This window comes from Bradyrhizobium sp. CB82, assembly GCF_029714405.1.
In the GTDB taxonomy this organism is placed as follows: Bacteria; Pseudomonadota; Alphaproteobacteria; order Rhizobiales; family Xanthobacteraceae; genus Bradyrhizobium.
Map to the genome: position 1 here is coordinate 2,857,755 of NZ_CP121650.1, position 19,778 is coordinate 2,877,532.

At 63.7% G+C, this 19,778-nt stretch carries 14 protein-coding genes; 6 read left to right on the forward strand and 8 right to left on the reverse strand.

Annotation, left to right across the window (positions count from 1 at the left end):
* Positions 1 to 253 precede the first annotated feature (253 nt).
* A complete protein-coding gene (locus QA640_RS13755) occupies positions 254 to 709 on the forward strand; it encodes a hypothetical protein (RefSeq protein WP_283041180.1) in 456 nt (151 codons plus the stop codon).
* A gap of 259 nt (positions 710 to 968) precedes the next feature.
* On the opposite strand, the gene fghA is transcribed toward QA640_RS13755, so the two are convergent.
* Complete coding sequence (gene fghA, locus QA640_RS13760; protein ID WP_283041181.1) at positions 969 to 1,814, reverse strand: S-formylglutathione hydrolase; 846 nt, start codon at positions 1,812 to 1,814, stop codon at positions 969 to 971.
* A gap of 77 nt (positions 1,815 to 1,891) precedes the next feature.
* A complete protein-coding gene (locus QA640_RS13765) occupies positions 1,892 to 2,512 on the reverse strand; it encodes a response regulator transcription factor (protein ID WP_283041182.1) in 621 nt (206 codons plus the stop codon).
* A gap of 240 nt (positions 2,513 to 2,752) precedes the next feature.
* Between QA640_RS13765 and QA640_RS13770 the strand changes: the two genes are divergently transcribed.
* A complete protein-coding gene (locus QA640_RS13770) occupies positions 2,753 to 4,117 on the forward strand; it encodes an ATP-binding protein (protein WP_283041183.1) in 1,365 nt (454 codons plus the stop codon).
* A gap of 151 nt (positions 4,118 to 4,268) precedes the next feature.
* Positions 4,269 to 6,707 carry a TonB-dependent receptor gene (locus QA640_RS13775; RefSeq protein WP_283041184.1) on the forward strand — a complete coding sequence of 813 codons (2,439 nt, stop codon included), beginning with the start codon at positions 4,269 to 4,271 and terminating at the stop codon, positions 6,705 to 6,707.
* Positions 6,708 to 6,730: 23 nt separating this feature from the next.
* On the opposite strand, the gene QA640_RS13780 is transcribed toward QA640_RS13775, so the two are convergent.
* The 4 genes from QA640_RS13780 to QA640_RS13795 all read right to left on the reverse strand — a co-directional run bounded on the left by QA640_RS13780 (position 6,731) and on the right by QA640_RS13795 (position 11,222).
* A complete protein-coding gene (locus QA640_RS13780) occupies positions 6,731 to 8,506 on the reverse strand; it encodes a S8 family serine peptidase (protein WP_283041185.1) in 1,776 nt (591 codons plus the stop codon).
* Positions 8,507 to 8,525: 19 nt separating this feature from the next.
* On the reverse strand, positions 8,526 to 8,984 hold the full coding sequence (locus tag QA640_RS13785) for a hypothetical protein (RefSeq protein ID WP_283041186.1): 459 nt from the start codon (positions 8,982 to 8,984) through the stop codon (positions 8,526 to 8,528).
* Positions 8,985 to 9,064: 80 nt separating this feature from the next.
* Positions 9,065 to 9,823 carry a hypothetical protein gene (locus QA640_RS13790; RefSeq protein ID WP_283041187.1) on the reverse strand — a complete coding sequence of 253 codons (759 nt, stop codon included), beginning with the start codon at positions 9,821 to 9,823 and terminating at the stop codon, positions 9,065 to 9,067.
* A gap of 631 nt (positions 9,824 to 10,454) precedes the next feature.
* Complete coding sequence (locus tag QA640_RS13795; protein ID WP_283041188.1) at positions 10,455 to 11,222, reverse strand: M48 family metalloprotease; 768 nt, start codon at positions 11,220 to 11,222, stop codon at positions 10,455 to 10,457.
* Positions 11,223 to 13,058: 1,836 nt separating this feature from the next.
* On the opposite strand from QA640_RS13795, the gene QA640_RS13800 reads away from it, so the two are divergent.
* The 3 genes from QA640_RS13800 to QA640_RS13810 all read left to right on the forward strand — a co-directional run bounded on the left by QA640_RS13800 (position 13,059) and on the right by QA640_RS13810 (position 16,662).
* Positions 13,059 to 14,522, forward strand: coding sequence for a GH1 family beta-glucosidase (locus QA640_RS13800; RefSeq protein WP_283041189.1), 1,464 nt, complete (start codon positions 13,059 to 13,061; stop codon positions 14,520 to 14,522).
* Positions 14,523 to 14,846: 324 nt separating this feature from the next.
* The gene (locus QA640_RS13805; RefSeq protein ID WP_283041190.1) at positions 14,847 to 16,079 is read left to right on the forward strand and encodes an acetyl-CoA C-acetyltransferase; all 1,233 of its coding nucleotides are present in this window, start codon (positions 14,847 to 14,849) and stop codon (positions 16,077 to 16,079) included.
* Positions 16,080 to 16,359: 280 nt separating this feature from the next.
* The gene (locus QA640_RS13810) at positions 16,360 to 16,662 is read left to right on the forward strand and encodes an HU family DNA-binding protein (RefSeq protein WP_027528369.1); all 303 of its coding nucleotides are present in this window, start codon (positions 16,360 to 16,362) and stop codon (positions 16,660 to 16,662) included.
* A gap of 238 nt (positions 16,663 to 16,900) precedes the next feature.
* On the opposite strand, the gene lon is transcribed toward QA640_RS13810, so the two are convergent.
* Positions 16,901 to 19,285 (reverse strand): endopeptidase La, encoded by a 2,385-nt coding sequence (gene lon, locus QA640_RS13815; protein WP_283041191.1) that lies wholly within the window; start codon positions 19,283 to 19,285, stop codon positions 16,901 to 16,903.
* Between the two features lie 8 nt (positions 19,286 to 19,293).
* Complete coding sequence (locus tag QA640_RS13820; RefSeq protein WP_283041192.1) at positions 19,294 to 19,680, reverse strand: Hsp20/alpha crystallin family protein; 387 nt, start codon at positions 19,678 to 19,680, stop codon at positions 19,294 to 19,296.
* Positions 19,681 to 19,778 lie beyond the last annotated feature (98 nt).

Here is a 19,778-nt window from a genome sequence, read left to right on the forward strand (position 1 = left end):
AGCGTAAGCTGGTGGGCTACCTCGAAAGAGATGTCGACCGAGCTGGGTGTAAATTTTTATTATCATCTCCCTTCGATGCGATGACCTGCGCCGGCTGTGCAATCAGGTTCGATCGTAACATCAATGCGAAGAGAAATTTGTTGAGAGCGTGAGGAAATTCTGCGCTCGGCACGGGTCGACATTTCACGCAGTTCACGATTCGAAGCAAGCTCAGGAGGGTGCTATGTCAAACAGAGTGCTACTCGGTTGCGGCATGATCGCAGGGTTGGCCTTCTGCACGCAGGTTTGCGCCGCCGAAGGCAAATATGACATGACCAGTTGCTATGCGGGTCCGAGCCACGTCATTCAGCAGGGCGAGGGCATCACAGCCGTTTCATACGAACTCACTGGGATGATGCCTGGCCAAGAGGGTACCCCATATCAGAACCTGTCGGGACGTTGCGTTGGCTTTCTCACCATCATCAAGGGCGACTACAGCGAGACTGGCAGCTGCCAGTTTTGGAATGCGGCCGGTGACAAAGTCTTCGGTGTGTACGCTCGCAAGGGCGATCCGGCAAAGGCTGAAGGAACCTGGCATGTCGTGCAGGGAACCGGGAAGTTTGACGGATTGACCGACGAAGGCAAGTGGATGCCGGTAGGCGCGTTTCCGCCTGTGCCGAACGTTGCGAGCGCATGCAATCACGAGTGGGGTACATTCAGCACGAAGTGAGGTGTGCCGAACTCAGCGCTGGTGCAGCCAGGGTCCCGAACACGAGTTGCGCCGATGAGGACCGTGACGGCACCCGGGAGTCAGCGATGTTTTGATCGGAAGGCACGGCGGAGGTAACCGGCCTGATGGTCTCAAAGGGCCCCGACGCGCAATATCGTCGGGGCCTTTTTTGAAGAAGATCGACAAGGCAGCCTATGCTGATCTCCTGCCATGCAATCTCTCACAAGGGGAAGGGGGAGCGTGCAGCGATAGAGCAGCCTCACGCCGTCAATCTCGCAGCATGCCAGTGCAGATGCTCGCTCATGAAGGTCGAGATGAAGTAATAGCTGTGGTCGTAGCCCGGTTGCCGGCGCAGCGTCAGCGGGATGTTCGCTTTGGTGCAGGCCGCCTGCAGCAGTTCCGGCCGAAGTTGTTCAGTCAAGAAGTTGTCGGCATCGCCATAGTCGACCAGAAAGCCCGAATATTTCGCGCCGTCCTCGATCAGGGCGACGGTGTCGTGCGCGCGCCAAGTCTCCTTGTTGGGACCGAGATAGCCGGTCAGCGCCTTGGTGCCCCAGGGCACTTGCGAGGGCGCGACGATCGGCGCAAAGGCGCTCGCCGCGCGATAGCGATGCGGATTGCGCAGCGCGACCGTCAGCGCGCCGTGGCCGCCCATCGAGTGGCCCATCACCGATTGCCGCTTGGCATCGATTGGAAAGTACTCGGCCACCAGCCGCGGCAGCTCGTCGGTGACGTAGCTCCACATCTGATAGTTGCGCGCAAACGGCTCTTGCGTGGCGTCGACATAGAAGCCGGCGCCGAGGCCGAAATCATAGGCGTTGTTGGGATCGCCGGGCACATCAGTGCCGCGCGGGCTGGTGTCGGGCGCGACGAAGATCAATCCGAGCTCGGCGCAGGCGCGGCGGAACTCGCCTTTCTCGGTGACGTTGGCGTGCGTGCAGGTGAGGCCGGAGAGATACCAGACCACCGGCAGCTTTGCGCCGTCCTGGTGCGGCGGCACATAGACCGAGAAGGTCATGTCGGTCTTGGTCGCGCCGCTCGCATGGCGGTACACGCCCTGTACGCCGCCATAGGATTTGTTGGTCGAAACAGTCTGGAGCGTCATGCCGAAAACTCCGTGGCGTCTCACCGCATCAGGATTGCAATGCCTGTGTGACCGAATTTTTGCGCAAGCGCGCTTTGTCAGGCGACGCCGCTGTCGATCGCCAGCCGTACCAGCTCGACCGATGTCTTCACCCCGAGCTTCTGGCGCATGATCGACGAGGTGTTGGCGACCGTCTTGTAGGAGGATTGCACCAGCCAGGCGATCTCCGAGAGGCTCTTGCCGGCGCTCAGCAGCCGCAGGATTTCCATCTCCCGCGCATTCAGCTTCGACAATGGATTTTGCGCAAGCTGAGGCCCGGCGAACGCGATGCTGCGGGCGATCGCGCTCGGCAGATAGGTTTCGCCCTTGCCGACGGCGCGGATCGCCTCGACGAGGTCGTTGGGATCGCCGGTCTTGGAGACGTAGCCCTTCGCCCCGCATTCGATGGCGCGCGCGGCAAAGGCCGGATCGTCGTTCATGCTGAACATGATGATGCGGGCATCGGGTGCGCGATCCAGGATGCGGCGCGCCAGCTCGAAGCCCGAGACGGTAGGCAAATTGATGTCGATGACGCAGATGTCGGGGCGCTCGACCATGAATACGCATTCGCCGCTTTCGGCGTCGGCGGCTTCCAGGATATCGATCTCGCCTTCGTCGGCCAGCACGGCACGACAGCCGGAGGCGACGATAGGATGATCGTCAACGATCAGAATGCGCATAGGCGTTCCCCGCGACAGCCATTCGAGCCGTTAGTTTTGCAAGCCTTAGTTTTGTAAGCCGTTAGTTTCAAAAGCCTTGGATTTGCGTCGCATGAGACCGAGCGACAACGCTCGCAACGAACGTCCCTCGTTGGATCATGCAACCCGGCCGAGATTGCTGTACGGTCCGGATTAGATATCGGGCGCTTTGGTCATGTCAACGCTCCCGATGGACGAACCTTCGCGGGGCGGGCGAAAGCAATGTGGCAAAATTTATCCTTGCGCGGGCGCATCAATCTCCTGCTGGCGCTCGTGCTGGCTATGGGACTTGGCGTCAACATCGCGCGGCAGGTCGCGGAGGCGGGGCCGCGCGTCCAGGCGGAGGATCAGAGCGTGATCCGCCTGGCGCGCGAGTTCATCGAGATGATCGTCACCGAACTGAAGGAGGCGCCGGATCCCGACGCCAAGCTGAACCAGATCGCGCACGACCTCAACCGGCAGCGCCATATCAGCATTGCCCTGCGCGATGCCAGCGGTAACGCGCTGACCCCGCCGCGCGCGGACGAGGATGACGACGCGCGAGCTCCGCCGGCCTGGTTCGTCAGCCTCGTTCATCCCGAGCAGACCGCGGTGAGCGTTCCGGTCTCGATCCGCGGCAATCCGGGCTCTCTGGTGATCACCTCGCATCCCAATGACGAGATCGCCGAGATCTGGGACGGCATCTTGACCCAGCTCGAGATCGGATCGGCCATTGCACTGGCGCTGTTCCTGGTGATCATGACGGTGGTCGGCCGCGCGCTAAGACCGCTCGAATCGCTGTCGCAGGCCATGATCGCGCTCGAATCCGGCCGCTATGACGCGCGTGTCGCGTCCGGCGGCGCCCCGGAGCTTGCTGCGATCTGCACCCGGCTCAACCACCTTGCGGCAACGCTGGGGGAGGCGGTCGAGGAGAAGCGACGCCTTGCCGAGCGCGCGGTGTCGCTCCAGGACAGGGAGCGCAAGGAGATCGCTCGCGAACTGCACGACGAGTTCGGGCCCTATCTGTTTTCGCTGCGCGCTCATGCGAGCGCGCTGGCAAAGCTGTCGGAGGCGCGCGAGCTGAGCGCGGAGGCGGTGCGCAAGCATGGCGGCGCGATCCTCGAACAGGTCAACGCGCTCCAGCAGTTCAACCGCCGCGTTCTGGAGCGCCTGCGGCCGGTCGGCCTTGCCGAACTCGGCTTGCGCCAGGCGCTCGAATCGCTATCGCGGCTGTGGCGGGAGTCGCATCCCGAGGTCACCATCGAAACCACGATCTCGCCGGCGCTGGGGGTGACCGGCGAGACTGCCGACCTCACCATCTACCGCATCGTGCAGGAGGCGCTGACCAACGTGTTCCGTCACGCTCGTGCGACCTCGGTGAACGTCACGATCGAGCCGGCCGAGCAGCCCGGCGGCCAGCGTGAGGGGCGCGGCTGCGCGCGCGTGCGCGTCCGTGACAATGGCCGCGGCATGGAGCCTGACCAGAAGCTCGGCTTCGGCCTCGTCGGCATGCGGGAGCGGATTCTCGCGCTGGGTGGAACGCTCAACGTTGCTTCAAGCGAGGGCGGCGTGACGGTGGAGGCGCTGATTCCGACGGCGGCGAGTTGACGGTCGGGATTAATTCCCGATTTCGTCGGGAAATATGGTGCAAATATTGCCCGACCTTTTGGAGCTGGCGCATTGCTCATCGTCGCTTACACTTCGTCCCGCAATCGGCGACGTTCAAAACAGCCGACGCTTGCGAATGGGACGGCAGGGGATGGGCGCGCGAAGGTTGTTGATCGCCTCGATGTCGACGGGGCTGGTGCTGTGGACTGACGCCGGCATGGCGGCGCAGGATGAGGACACCAACGTCCAGAATCTGCCGCCGGTCGAGGTGGTCGCGCCGGAGCCGAGCGCCCGACGCATGCCGAGCCGGCCCGCAACGCGCGTGGTGACGACATCGCGTCCGCGCAGTCGCATCTACGTCTACCCGACCGCGCCTGGCAACGCGAAGGGGCTCGACGTCGACAAGGTTCCCTCCAGCATCAACGCCGTCGATGCCAACCAGATCAAGCGCACCGGCTCGCTGAACGTCGCCGACGCGCTCCGCGACAATGTGGCCGGCGTGAACATCTCCGAGGTGAGCGGTAATCCATTCCAGCCGAATGTCGAGTTTCGCGGCTTCATCGCGTCGCCCGTCGTCGGCACGCCGCAGGGGCTTGCCGTCTACCAGAACGGCGTGCGCATCAACGAAGCCTTCGCCGACAGCGTCAATTGGGACCTGATCCCGACCGCCGCGATCCGGTCGGTCACCGTCGTGACCAACAATCCCGCCTTCGGCCTCAATGCGCTCGGCGGCGCGGTCAACCTGCAAATGAAGGACGGTTTCACCAATCAGGGCGCCGAGATCGACACCATGGGCGGCTCGTTCGGTCGCATCCAGAGCTCGGCGCAATGGGGCAAGCGGGTCGATACCAACTACGCCGTCTACGCCGCGCTCGAGGGACTGCACGACAATGGCTTCCGCAACCTCTCGCAGTCGGACGTGCGCCGCTTCTATGGCGACATCGGCTACAAGGGCGGCGACAGCGAATTCCACGTCAATATGGGGCTCTCCAACAACAATTTCGGCGCGACCGCCACCGTGCCCGCCGAGCTGCTCCAGCAATATTGGGGCGCGATCTATACCAACCCACAGACCACCAACAATCGCGTCGGCTACGTCAACCTGACCGGCAAGGTCGAGGCGACGCCGACCTGGACCTTCGAAGGCACAGCGCATGCGCGCGTGTTCGAGCAGCGGGTGGTCGACGGCAATCCCACCAACGTGCAGGAATGCGCTGACCCGACGCTCCTGTGCTTCAACAATGACACCACGCCGGCCAACGGTCTGAACGGCGCGCAGCTCACCAATCCCTTCGCGCCCGGAACGCTGCTTGGCGAACTGGACCGGACGACGACGCGATCGACCACATTCGGCGTCTCCGGGCAGGCGACAAACACCGACAGGCTGTTCGCTCACGAGAACCGCTTTGTCGTCGGCGGGAACTTCGATGCCAGTGTCACCCGCTTCAACGCAACGGCCGAGCTCGGGACCATCGGTAGGGATTACGTCGTCACCGGCAGCGGGATTTTCTTAGGCCAATCCGGCACCCCTGCGACAGGCGAAATGGGCCCGGTGTCGCTGCGCACCGTCAGTCAGTATACTGGCCTCTATGCGCTCGACACCTTCAACGTGACCGATGCCTTCGCGATCACCGGCGGCGGCCGCTTCAACCTCGCCCGCATCACCCTGGAGGACCAGCTCCGCACCGCGCTCAACGGCGATCACACGTACGACCGCTTCAATCCGATCATCGGCGGGACCTACAAGATCACGCCGGAGCTCACCGCCTATGCAGGCTATTCGGAAGCCAACCGCGTGCCGACGCCGCTCGAGCTCGGCTGCGCCGATCCGAACAACCCATGCCTGATCGCGTCCTTCCTCGTCTCCGATCCGTCGCTCAGGCAGGTCGTGTCCAAGACGATCGAGGCGGGCCTCCGCGGCACCAAGGAATTGAACATCGGCACGCTCGGCTGGAAGATCGGCGGCTTCCGCGCCACCAATCATGACGACATCATGGGCCTTCCGGTGGCGGGACGTCAGGGTTTCGGCTTCTTCCAGAACGTCGGTGCGACGCGCCGGCAGGGGCTCGAGGCCGAGGTCAATCTCAAATCGGCCGCGCTCCAGTTCCATGCGAGCTACGCCTTCGTCGACGCACGCTTCCTCAATGCGCTCGAGCTCTCCTCCAACAGCCCGTTCGCCGATCCGACCACAAAGACCATCCAGGTCGTCCCCGGCGACCAGATCCCGGCCGTGCCGCGTCACCGCGTCAAGGCCGGCGTCGAGTATGCCGTCACCGATGCCTGGAAGGTCGGCGGCGATGCGCTGTTCGTGTCCAGCCAGTATCTGGTCGGCGACGAATCCAACCAGGCCTCGAAGCTGCCGTCCTACACCGTGTTCAACCTGCACACGTCCTACCAGGTCACCAAGACCATCCAGGTCTACGGCAAGATCGACAACGTCTTCGACAATCGCTACGCGACCTACGGACAGTTCTTCGACACCACCGCCGTGCCCAACTTCACCAATGGCGGCAATCCCTTCACCGACCCGCGCTCGCTGAGCCCGGCTCGGCCGCGCGCCTTCTATGCGGGCCTGCACGCGACGTTCTAGGACTGCGGGGTGCCGATCATCCCCTAAGGTCCTTCCGCCAGACCCGCGAGCGCCATCGCTGCTCTGAGCTCATGCACCGTCGCCATTCCCCCGCCGGCGGCCTGGAACGCCAGAGGGGCCGGATTCAGCGGAAGCCGCGTCACGTTGGCCGGGCCGCGCGGCGGCTCGAATAGCATCGCCTGGCTTGCGCCGAGCGGAATCCGATCGAGCTGCCGAATGGCGCTGCGCATCTCGCGCAATCCGGCATTCAGAGGCATGGCAAGGGGCCGCTGATCGGACCAGACGCCGAGCGCGCGGGCCGCATCCGGCAACCCGGCTCCGGTCTGCCAGGGATGGCCGATGGGCTGCGCCGTATCCTTCAGAATCTGGAACAGCCGTTCGACCCGGTGGGCATCCTTTGCGATGAAGGTGCCCTTGAAGTCGGCGTGGTCGGCGAGGATCAAGGCAGCAAGCGCGGCAACGTGAGCCGCTGCGAGCGAGGTGCCGTCGCAGACCGCGTAGCCGTCCGGCGACTGACAGGCAATGACCGCAACGCCGGGCGCGCAGAGGTCGAGTTCGGGCCCGCGGCAGGAAAACGGCGGTACAAACAACCCGCCCGCCGCCGCAGTGGCGGCTGCGGCCTGCGCCGCCTGCGGACTGTCTTCTGGGAAGCTTCCCATCCGTCCGACCGCGCCGACTGCCATGACATGCGGGGAACAGGCCGGAAACAGTACGCCCTCTCCGGAGTTGCCGGCAGCGGCGATGATGCTGACGCCTTGTTGCTTGGCCATGGCGATGTGCTGCTCGACCAGCACGGAGCCGCGCTCGCAACCGACTCCGACGCACGCCACGTCGATGCCATTTTGCAGGCAATCATCGAGCGCCGCGATCAGGTCGCTGCAGCGGGCATCCAGCGGAAGCTTGTAAACATGCAGTTCGCTGTCCGGGGCGTAGCCGCGGATGCCATGATCTGCCTGCGCAGCCGCATTGATGATGCCTGCGCAAGGCGTACCGTGGCCAGTGACATCCTTTGACCATGAGCGATCTTCGCCACTTCGGGCATCGATGCCGTGCTCGATGCCAGCCAGTTGCTTGTGGCTGGTCGCCACGCCATTGTCGATGAGCGCGATCTTGACGTCAGCCCCACGGCAGTGGTCGGGAATTTGATCGAAGCGGATCGCTTCGCCGCTCCAATCCAGCCGGCCAGGTAGCGACAAAGGTTTCAGGGTGAGGGTGTTCACGGCATCGGCCTCGATATTGGGCTGCTGTTGCCACAAGCCCCAATGGCCGGAGCGTGCGCTGACGAAAATGGCGGCGATTGTTTCCGGCACCTCGTCCCGCAGCGTCAGATCGACGTTGCCGTCGCGGTCCGTCCGCCCCTGAACTGACGCCTGCTCGCCAACGAGCCGAACGGTTGCCTGTTCCACGGGCGCGCCAGTTTCGCCGAGGACCCGGATCGTCACCTTCAAGTCCGGCCCGAGCGCGGTCATCGCCGTGGCCGCCGGGATGAAAGCGGAGGCCGGGCCGGCAAAGGACGCAGCTCGCAGATGGCTGTCCGGCTCGATGATCAGGCTGCCGCCCGTGGAGCGGCGCAAGGCGGCGGCGGCTTCGTCAGGCATGCGCACGATCGCAATGGGCGGGCCGCTCACGCCGCGCTGGTCGTGGGTCCACAGGATGTTGCCGAACTGGTTCAGTTGTTCGGCCAGCGCTTGTGCGCTGACGCCGGGGCCCGCTGGCGCAATCATGTATTGAGTGCTGCGCACGGGTTTGCTTCGGTTGCCGCTCGAGGTCGGTCGCGCATCGTCTGGACTTGGTGCCATGGCGTCGCCTCCTTCGGTTTCAGTGGATGGAAGATTGCGTGCGATCGATCGAAGCCTGTCGCAGCAATGGAAGGCGGGGATCGGCTGCGCGGGCGGCTTCGATCGCGCGATAGGCGAAATAAATCAGGTTGAAGGCCTGTGCAAAATCCCGCTCGGTAAACTTGTTGGCCGCCTGGGTGACGATCGAGACGCAGTTTTCGAGGCCCGCATGCTGTGCGGCGTTGGCCTCGAGATAGGCAGAGAGCGAACGCAGCGAATCTGCGATCATGTCACCGATCATGTTTTCCGCGGCCTGATGATCGAGCACCGGGTTCGGCATCGGGAAGTTGCCGGGCACGGCTCGGAACGGCTGCTCGAACGTTTGCGACTGCAGGCGCAAGAGCAGCGGCATCAAATTGCCAAGCAGGCCCACGAGCTGCTGAATGTCTGAGGAATGGCGCTGTGACGCGGATGCGGCGGAGGGATTGGAATCCGACATGAGGGTTCTCCTTCGGAGGAATCGTGCGCAACGGCAGGCGCGACCGCCGCTTTTGGCGGCGGTCGCGCCTTACTGCGCGGTCAGATCATCCGCTGCTGGCCGTAGGCCTGAAGGTTGCCGATGACCTGTGGGATCACGCCGATCAGCTGGCGGGTGATGTCGGCGACATCTTGCTGCGTCAGTTGTCGCTGCTGGCCAAAGCCCGTCGAACCGCCGAATGCCGCCTGGAACTGCGGCGCGCCGAACTGCGTACCCCACATCTGCCCCGGCTGAGTCTGCGGGGGATAACCGAGACCGAACTGACCGAGGCCTCCGAATTGACCCTGACCGAGACCGCCGTGCATGGCCGAATGCTGCATTTGGGGTTGGCTCTGCAGCATTCCAACGATCTGCGGCACGATGGGTAGGATCTGCCGGACGACCTCGCTCACGTCTTGCGGACTTAGCTGCCGCGGCGCCTGGCCGTAAGCCGCATAGCCCATTCCTGCGAACGGAGTCTGAGTTTGCGCGAGAATTTGAGGCAGCGCCGGTACCAATTGCCGCACGACCTCATTCACGTCCTGTGGCGAAAGTTGGCGCTGTTGTCCCCCCCAGTGCTGCTGACCCCAGCCCATTTGCCCGCCCCAGCCGGGACCATATCCAAACGCGCCAAAGGTCGGCTGACCGCCGAACTGTCCATATTGCTGTCCATAGGCCGCCTGGCCCAATCCAAGACCGCCTCCTCCAAACTGTTGGCCGCCTTGTGAACCGAATGCTCCCGATCCCCATTGTTGCGGACCGAACTGTCCGAATGGCGAGCCATGCGCGAGGTTCTGTTGCAGGGTGTCATAATACGTCATCGCTTGGCCTCCTTGCGATGGTTGTTGCCCTCAGCCCAAATTCCTTCCAAGGCGGTCGCATGCGCGACCCCTTCGCGGGCAATAGCGGTCTGTCACGCCGGTGCGACGGCGTTGAACCTTCAAGTTCAAATGCTTGGCACGGAAGCCTCAACGGTAGGCAGCGTCGCCCTCTTGGGAGGCACGAGTCGTGTCCCCTCAAGGCGACGAGCCGACGGTTGAGATGGTTTAGAGCGGCAAAATGATAGCCGTCGAAAGATGTGGAGCGGATTTTCCTCGCTGGCACTTTGGCCAGCCATTTATCACTTATGTCCTACGTCCCGCTCAAACGCTCGACAATTGCGCTGGTATCTCCCCAGTTCTGCAATGAGCAGAGACGCGAAAAACGTCCTCACGTCAAAATAGTTTCGCGAAAGCGCGGCGATATTTTGGCGGCTATCAAACTCCGCAAAAATTTCAAGCGGCGCGGATTTTCGTCAGCACTCTTTGCCTGGTCAGCGAGCCTTCCGATGTGCATCGACGTGAGCGAATGCTGGAGCGTGATCTCCGCGCAAACGCGTTCCGCTGTCGCGAGAGATCGTGCTCAAACAAATAATCCAAAACGCGAAGGCGGATTCGTCCAGATCTCGCCGCATCAGTAGGCGAGGTTGAGCAACGTGCCGACGCGTTCGGAGGTGACGGGATGGCTGCGCAGCAAGCGCACCGGATCATGCACGAATGCGGACGTGCGACTTGGCGCAGACCCGGTGTGATGGCGCTCCAGCTTGTCGAGTGCGGCGATGAGTGCGCGCGAGTCGCCGGTCAGTTCGAGCGCCGTTGCATCCGCATCCAGTTCGCGCACGCGCGACAGGGCAAGTCCAAGGAGCTGGCCGAGAGCTGGTGCTGCGCTCAGCAGCATCGCCGATGGCCGGCTTGATGTCATGCCACCGTGATGATGGCTGGTTCGCAGCAGCGCGAGACCGGCGAGCGAGGTCCAATCGATCGCGCGTCGCAGCGCTGTCGCCCAGCCCATCGTCCAGGCGTCATTGTTGCGGATATGAGCGACTTCATGGGCCAATATCCCGGCAATTTCGTCGCGCGTCATGCCGCGTAGCAGGCCTTCGGTCAACACGATGGCACTGCGTTCCGGTCCACCGAGCGCATAGGCGTTCATGTCACGCGGTGCCGGCAGACAATAGAGATCCGGCAATCGCACCAGGCCGGCCCGGCTGCAAACTTTCGTCAGAATGGCGAACAGGTCCGGCACCTCGGCAGGCGACAGCAGGCGGGCGCCGAACCAGCGATACACGCTCTCGCGCGAGATGACCGTTTCGTCGGGACGGGGCGTGCTTCCCGACAGCGCCCGTTGCATGCCCTCGGCTCCGCCGACGATCCAGCCGCAGACGGCGAGCAGCAATGTCATTGCAAGGATCGCCAATTGCGATGATTGATGGTTCGCAGCCTGATGGGCGTGCCGCCGATGCCGCGACCGCCATTGGTCTCTCGAGCTCAGCTCGATACGGCATCGCAGGAAGAGGCCTGCCTCTCCCGACGGCCAATGCATCTCCACGGTGACGACAGGGCCGCACCGTAAAACGCGCAGCATTTCTCGCGGCGCATGTCGCACCAGAGCGAACGAAAGGCCTGGCGTGAGGCCGGCAACGACATCCTGGCCGTGCCGATCACCACGCAACGCCATCGGGCTTACGCCAGCGTGAATCACCCCTGTCCCCTCGTGCGCGTTCAAAGCGAAAAGCTACGGATCTCCCGATGCCTTGTCATGCGAGTTTCATGCCTTGAACACAGAAAGTCCCGGTATCCACACGAGGGACGTCCGATTCGGTGCAAAGTCGTCCGGATGAGACCTCAGGAACCGGGCTCCATTCAAGCTAAACCATGGTTTGGTCAGATAACGCCTTATCGGGAATTGCGTTGATGGGCCCAAATGCGCAGTCCACACCGGTTGGCAGGTTGTCGTGCTGACCGGAGTGGACCGGAAGCGATCAGCAGACGGTCAATACGATGCTCTCCCAAACGGGACCTAGCGAGGTCGCAGGCAAAAATCTTGGAGCGGGCACAGGCGCTTGAAGTTGACGGCGAAGCTCCATTGATCGATCGCGTTTCGTGACGACGCATCGATAGATCTTGCCGGTATCGCCGGATTGTCCTCCAACGCCGATCCAGGTCAGCCATCGCCTGCGGTCATCCCGGCGCAAATCAAGCGCGCGAAGCGAGCTCGTCAGATCGCCAGCCAGGTTGACACCTCGAACAGGGCGAAGTTCCCCGACAAACACCTTCCAGTTGTGCGCCACAATGTCGCATCAGACGTTATCGCTGCCCGAGAAGCAAAGCCGGGACCTTCGACATCGGGGATGGCGACTCCGGCTGGCGCGAAGCCCCCTGAGGTCAACAAAGCGATCGAAACCAACAAACCCGCTGGTCTCAAGCCGCTTGAAGCCAACAAGCCACCGGTGGCTAGCAAGCGAGGCCAACAACCCGCCGGCGACCAACAACCTGCCAGCAACCAACAAGCGTCTTGAAAGTAACCGGGCGCTCGAGACCAAGCCTGTTGGAAACAAGCCGCCGCTTGTGAACAACCAGCAGCAGCATGCCACGGTCAATAACCCGGCCACGTCCCCGGCGACCACCGCGAAACCCGCTGTGACCGCGTAGCCCGGCCGTCGCTGGGGTCGCCGCACCGCAGAGGCCACTGGCGCCTGCGGCCGTCGCCACGCCGGCGCATCCCGTTGCCGCGGCTCGCCCCGCACTGGGTCCGAAAGCGCCGCCGAAGGCGAAGGACGAGCATCACTAGCGCATGATCCGGAAAAGTGTGATGCGGTTTTCCCTCGCGACAAACGCGGAACGCGTTTGCGCGGAGATCATGCGCAAACAACAACCTAAAGCGCGATGACGATTCACCCTGATCTCATTGCGCTTTAGACAAGCGCCGCTGGTGAAGCTCCTGCGTCACGCGCGCCATGCACGGGTCGGAGCCCGCGCATGGCGCGAGCGGCACACCGGCCGATCGTCATGCGCGATGGTCGGGCACAAATCGCGGGTTTGACAATCCTGTTCGCCCCAACCGATTGCGAAAGCCGGGCGCATCTCCCATCCATCAAAACACGTCGTTCTACTCCGAGGCGCCTTGTCGGTATTTCCCTGGCACCCGGAAGTGCAATCGCGCCCGAACTCCACTTCTCAAATCGGCCCGGACTGGTCATTGTGCCGGTCCGAAGCGTTTGGAAGCGGAGCAGCATCAATGTCGGACAAGTTCTCGCGTCGCCAGTTCGCGAAGATCGCGGGGCTGTCCGCAGCCGCGATAACGGCGCCCGGGCAATCCGTCGAGGCGAAGCCCGATGCTGCGCCATGCGGCTCGCGCGGCTTTCCGGCGGGCTTCCTGTGGGGCACCGCGACCTCGTCCTACCAGGTCGAGGGCGCGGTCAATGAGGACGGGCGAGGGGCGTCGATCTGGGACAATTTTACCCGCGTGGCCGGCAAGATCGAGGACGGCACCAATGGCGACCGCGCCAATGAGCATTACCATCGCTACAAGGACGACATCGCGCTGATCAAGGAGCTCGGCTGCAAGGCCTATCGTTTCTCGGTCGCCTGGCCGCGGGTGTTTCCGGATGGCGACGGCAAGCCGAACCCGAAGGGGCTCGACTTCTATAATCGCCTGATCGACCAACTCCTGACAAACGGCATCGAGCCGTGGCTCACCCTGTATCATTGGGACCTGCCGCAATCGCTGCAAGATCGCTTCGGCGGCTGGCGCTCGGTCGAGACCTGCAAGGCGTTCGGCGACTATGCGGCCTATGTCGCGCGGCACCTGACCGATCGCGTCAAAAACGTGTTCACGCTGAACGAGAGCGGCAGGTTCGTCTATTTCGGCTATGGCATCGGCATCGACGCGCCGGGGCTAACGCTGTCGCAAGCCGAGGTGAACCAGATCAGGCACAACACCGCGCTTGCGCACGGGCTCGCGGTGCAGGCGGTCCGCAGCTCCGGCCGCCGCGGCACGAGGGTCGGGCCGGCGGAAAATATCGATGCCTGCATTCCGGCGATCGACACGCCCGAGAATGTCCGCGCCACCGAGATCGCGCTTCGCGAGCTGAACGCGGGCTATCTCAACGTGATCATGGAGGGCAAGTACACCGATGCCTTCCTGAAATTCGCAGGGCCCAACGCGCCGAAATTCACCGATGCGGAGCTGAAGATCATCTCCTCGCCGATCGACTTCCTCGGCCTCAACATCTACGCGCCGCAGCACTATGTCATGGCCTCCGACAAGGGCGCCGGCTTCTCGCTCCTGCCGATCCCAAAATCGTTCCCGCACATGAATTCGGACTGGCTGCGCGTCGGCCCCGAGACGATCTACTGGGTGCCGAAGTTAGCTGCAAAGATCTGGAAGACCAATGCGCTCTATATCAGCGAGAACGGCGCCTCCGGCGACGACCGGGTCACGGCCGACGGCAAGATCTTCGACACCGACCGCATCATGTATTTGCGCAACTACCTCGCCCAGCTCGAGCGCGCGACGGCGGAGGCCGTGCCGGTCCGCGGCTATTTCCTCTGGAGCCTGATGGACAATTTCGAGTGGGTCTACGGGCTCAACAAGAGGTTCGGCCTCTACCACGTGAATTTCGACACCCAGGTCCGCACGCCAAAGCTCAGCGCAAGCTTCTACCGCAACGTGATCGCGAAGAACGCGGCGGGGGTGTAGCGCCTTCTCTCCCCGCCTGCGGAGGCCGGAATTTGCGACAGCGAATTCCGGATGAGGGGGAGTCTCCGCGAGTGCATCTATCGCCGATGTCGCGAAGACGGCCTCTTCACACCGGATTGCGCGATCATAGGATATTGCCCCTGATTTGCCCGACGTGTCAAGCGATTTTCGTAAAATCCGCAATGCATCATCCGCCCGCCCTCGCGCCTTTGCATGGGGTTGTTTTTCAGTTTTTTGCGGACGAGCAGTCCGGCTCGCCGATTGACTCCACTCTCCCCCTGATTCAAAACCGCGTTCAACAGCCAAGAACAAGAGGATAACGCCATGGTTGACGCGCTGATCATCGACGCCTGTCGGACGCCGCGCGGGGTGGGCAAGGCCGGCAAGGGGGCGCTGTCAGGGATCCATCCGCAGCAACTGGGTGCCACCGTGCTGCGCGCGCTCGCGAAACGCACCGGCATCAACACCGCTGACGTCGACGACGTCGTCTGGGGCTGTAGCGCGCAGGTCGCAACCCAAAGCGGCGACCTCGGGCGGATGTCGGCGCTCGATGCCGGCTACGACGTGCGCGCCAGCGCGGTGACGCTCGATCGCTTCTGCGGCTCCGGCATCACCAGCGTCAACATGGCGGCGGCCTCGATCATGGCGGGCGCGGAAGACCTCGTCATCGCCGGCGGCTGCGAGATGATGTCGATGGAGGGACGACGCGGCGGCGGTCCGATGATGATGGACTCCGGCAATCTGCGCCTGCGTGCAAGGCATCCACAGTCGCATCAGGGCGTCTGCGCGGATGCGATTGCGACCATGGAGGGTATTACGCGAAGCGACGTCGACGCGCTCGGGCTGGAAAGCCAGAAGCGCGCGGCGCATGCGATGGCGAACGGCCATTTCAAGAAGAGCCTGGTGCCGGTCTACCGCGAGGACGGCAGCCTCGCGCTCGATCACGAGGAGTATCCGCGGCCGCAGACCACGATGGAAGGCCTTGCGGCGCTCAAGCCCGCATTCCCGGCGATCGCGGACTATGCGCTCGACGACAAGGGGACGACCTATCGCGGCCTGATCCTCCAGCAATATCCGGACCTCACAATCGACTTCGTGCACCACGCCGGCAATTCCTCCGGCGTCGTCGACGGCGCCGCCGCGATCCTGCTGGCTTCGCCGACCTATGCCAGGGCGCATGGGCTCAGGCCCCGCGCCCGCGTGGTCGCGATGGCCAATATGGGGGATTCGCCGACGCTGATGCTGAACGCGCCGGTGCCGGCGACCCGCAAGGTGCTGGCCAAGGCCGGGCTGACGATCGACGACATCGATCTCTTCGAGATCAACGAGGCCTTTGCGGTGGTTGCGGAAAAGTACATTCGCGACCTCAGGCTCGACCGCGCCAAGGTCAACGTCAACGGCGGCTCGATCGCGCTCGGCCATCCCATCGGCGCCACCGGCTCGATCCTGATCGGCACCATCCTCGATGAACTGGAGCGGCGCGACCTGAAACGCGGCCTCGTCACCATGTGCGCCGCCGGCGGCATGGCGCCGGCGGTGATCATCGAGCGGGTTTAGCCTTCTTTCATAGGGTGAATCGCGCGCCTTCGTGCACAAAGAGGGCGGTCGTCGCTTGTCGAGAGCATGGAATCAGCTTTAGCAAGGGCGTCGCGGGCCTTTGAAATAAGGTAGAAAGCGCTGTTTTGGCTGCCACCCGCTCTGGAAGTGGCTAAAAAGCAGGGTTTTTTGTCACAGGGGGACAAAAAAGCCCGTATTTTCGCGACAAAACTGTGCAGAAGGCTATAGGCCTTCAACGGTTGGTCTAATATGCAACCGGCAACGAATCAGAGGAGACACGATGCCAACCCAATTGTCCAAATCGCAGCTGATCGAAAAGATCGCGACCGCCACCGAGCTTTCCAAGCGCGACGTCAAGAACGTCATGGAGACCTTGACGGACGTCGGCCACAAGGAGCTCAAGAAGAACGGCCTCTTCCTGGTGCCGGGCTTCGCCAAGTTCGTGGTCATCAAGAAGCCCGCGACCAAGGCGCGCAAGGGCACCAACCCGTTCACGGGTGAAGAGATGATGTTCAAGGCCAAGCCGGCCCGGAAGATCGTCCGCGCACGGCCCGTGAAGGCCGCCAAGGACGCCGTGGCCTAACGGCTAAAAGCAAAGGCCCCCTCCACAAGAGGGGGCCTTTTGTTTTGAGGTGCCGCAGGGGTGAGGCGGAGGGGTCAGTCCCTGCGGTATCTGGCTTTGACCCTTACGGGCTGAAGCTGACCGCGCGGCGCGGGGATTTGCTCTCGGAGCCGGCCGATCGCACGATCGAACCATTGCCGCAGCTGCTCTACCTTTCGCCTCGTCTTCGTTCTCTTCGACGCCATCGTCATCACCATTGTCACTCGGCTGCCTCGACCTGCGGTTTGGCCGGGTCGAGCGCCGCGGCGACCGCCTCGTCGACCCGTTCGAGCCAGATGAATTCGAGGCTCTCGCGCGCGCCTTTCGGGATGTCGTCGAAATCCCGCTTGTTGCGCGCCGGCAGCATCACCCGCTTGAGGCCTGCGGCTGCCGCCGCCACCACCTTCTCCTTGATGCCGCCGACCGGCAGCACCAGGCCGCGCAAGGAGATCTCGCCGGTCATGGCCGTGTCGTTGCGCACGGTGCGGTTGGTCAGCAGCGACGTCAGCGCCGTGAACATCGCAACGCCCGCGCTCGGGCCGTCCTTCGGGGTGGCGCCCGCCGGGACGTGAACGTGGATGTCGCTCTTCTCGAACAGCGAGGGCTCGATGCCGAGCTGGCTGGCGCGGCTCTTCACCAGCGTCATCGCGGCCTGCGCGCTCTCGCGCATGACGTCGCCGAGCTGGCCGGTCAGGATCAGATTGCCCCTGCCGGGCACGCGCGTCGCCTCGATGAACAGGATGTCGCCGCCGACCGGCGTCCAGGCGAGGCCTGTGGCAACGCCCGGCACGCTGGTGCGCAGCGCAATCTCGCCCTCGAAGCGCGGCTGGCCGAGCACGGGGGTGATGTCCTTCGCGCCCACGACGACCTTGGCTGCCGTGCCCTCGGCGATCTGCACCGCCGCATGACGGAATACTTTTCCGATCTCGCGCTCCAGCGAGCGCACGCCAGCCTCCCGGGTGTAGCCCTTGACGATCAGCTTCAACGCCTCCGGCTCGATCTTTGCCTGATCCGCCGAGAGGCCGTTGGCCTCGAGCTGACGCCGCACCAGATAGCGCCTGGCGATCTCGAGCTTCTCGTCCTCGGTGTAGCCGGCAAGACTGATGAGCTCCATGCGGTCCAGAAGGGGACCCGGGATCGAGTCCAGCATGTTGGCGGTGGCGATGAAGACCACGCGCGAGAGATCGAACGGCACGCCCAGATAATTGTCCCGGAATGTCCCGTTCTGCTCAGGGTCGAGTACCTCCAACATCGCGGCCGAGGGATCACCCTGCACGCCGCGGCCCATCTTGTCGATCTCGTCCAGCATCATCACGCAGTTCCGGCTACCGGCCTTCTTGATGCCTTGGATGATGTTGCCGGGCAGCGCGCCGATATAGGTGCGGCGGTGGCCGCGGATCTCCGCCTCGTCGTGCACGCCGCCAAGGCTGACGCGCACGAAGGGGCGATCCATCGCGCGCGCGATGGACTGGCCAAGCGAGGTCTTGCCGACGCCGGGTGGCCCGACGAAGCACAGGATCGGCGCCTTGCCCTGGGGCGCGAGCTTGCGCACCGCGAGATATTCGATGATGCGGCTCTTGATCTTCTCCAGGCCATAGTGGTCCGCATCGAGGATGCGGCGGGCCTCTGCGATGTCGATCGGCTTCTCCTCCGGCAGCGTCCATGGCAGTTCGATCAACCAGTCCAGATAGGTGCGGACCATGCCGGCTTCACCGGCCGCTTCCGGCATGCGCTCATAGCGGCGCAGCTCCTTCTTCGCATGGGCGTCTGCTTCTGGCGGCATTTTTGCTTTTGCGATGGCCTCGGTCAGCTCGGCGACCTCAGCCGCCTTGCCGTCGCCTTCGCCGAGCTGGCGCTGGATGGTCGCCATCTGCTCGCGCAGGATCGCCTCGCGCTGCCGTTCGTCGAAGGCCGCCTTGGTCTGCTGGCCGATTTCATTGCTGATGCGCAGCACCTCCAGCCGCTCGGCGAGCCGCTTGGAGACCTTCTCCATGCGCACGGAGAGATCGACGGTCTCCAGGATCTCCTGCTTGTCCTGCGGCTTGATGTCCATATAGGCGGTGGCGAGATCGGCCAGCGCGCCGGGCGCGCTCGTACCCTGGAACATCGCCACCAGCTCCGGCGGCACCTGCGGCAGGAGCTGGATCGCCTCGATCGCCTGGCGCTGCAGATTGAGGAAGCGCGCCTCGATCTCCGGCGAAGTCGTGCTCGGCTCCGGAATCTGCTGCACCCGTGCGGCTGGGAAAGGCGTCCCCGGCAGGAAATCAAGGATGCGCGCGCGCTGCACGCCCTGGCAGACGATGTGATGGGTTTCGTCGGGTGCGGTGATGTAGCGCACGATGTTGGCGACGGTGCAGATCCGATAGAGATCATCCGGCGCGGGATCATCGATGTCGCCGTTGCGCTGAAGCACGATCCCGATCGGCCGCTGCTCGCGCAGCGCCTGCTGCGCCGCGGCGATCGATTTCGGCCTTGCGATCGTGATCGGCGCGATCACGCCGGGGAACAGCACCATGTTGCGGACGGGGATGACGATCAGCGCGTCGTCCGGAATTTTGGCGGCTTCGGTGTTCACGGTGGGCTCGGTCTGGCGTTCGTTGGCCATGGTGGACCTCAAGCGGATTTGGCGAGGCGCAGCGCGACGCAGCCGTCCATCACGAAACGGCTGATGGCATAGCGTCCGACCGGCAGGGGAATGCGGCGCTCGAAGCGGCCCTGCGGCAGCTCAAGCCGGTGGATGCGGGCGTTGCGTAGTTCCGGCGGCAGCGTGCGCCGGCCCGAGACGACGAGCACGCCGTCATGGATCACTGTTTCGACATTGTCGGGATCGACGCCGGGAAGGGCGACGAGGATGAGGAGCTCCCGGTCAGTCTCCAGCACGTCGATCGGCGGCTCCCAACAGGACTCCTGGCGGCCGAATTGCTGGCGCAGCCGCTCGCCGCGGTTGAGCTGCTCCAGGGCTTCGGAAAGCATCCAGTCGAGGGGGTTTTTGGGTTGCATGGCGCCGGCTCTGGAATGGAAAGCCTGCATATGGTGCTGGTTCCCGGGAAATCCAGCACCAGCCTGCGAGGTTGCCTCGACGGCCTCGGCGGGGCCGT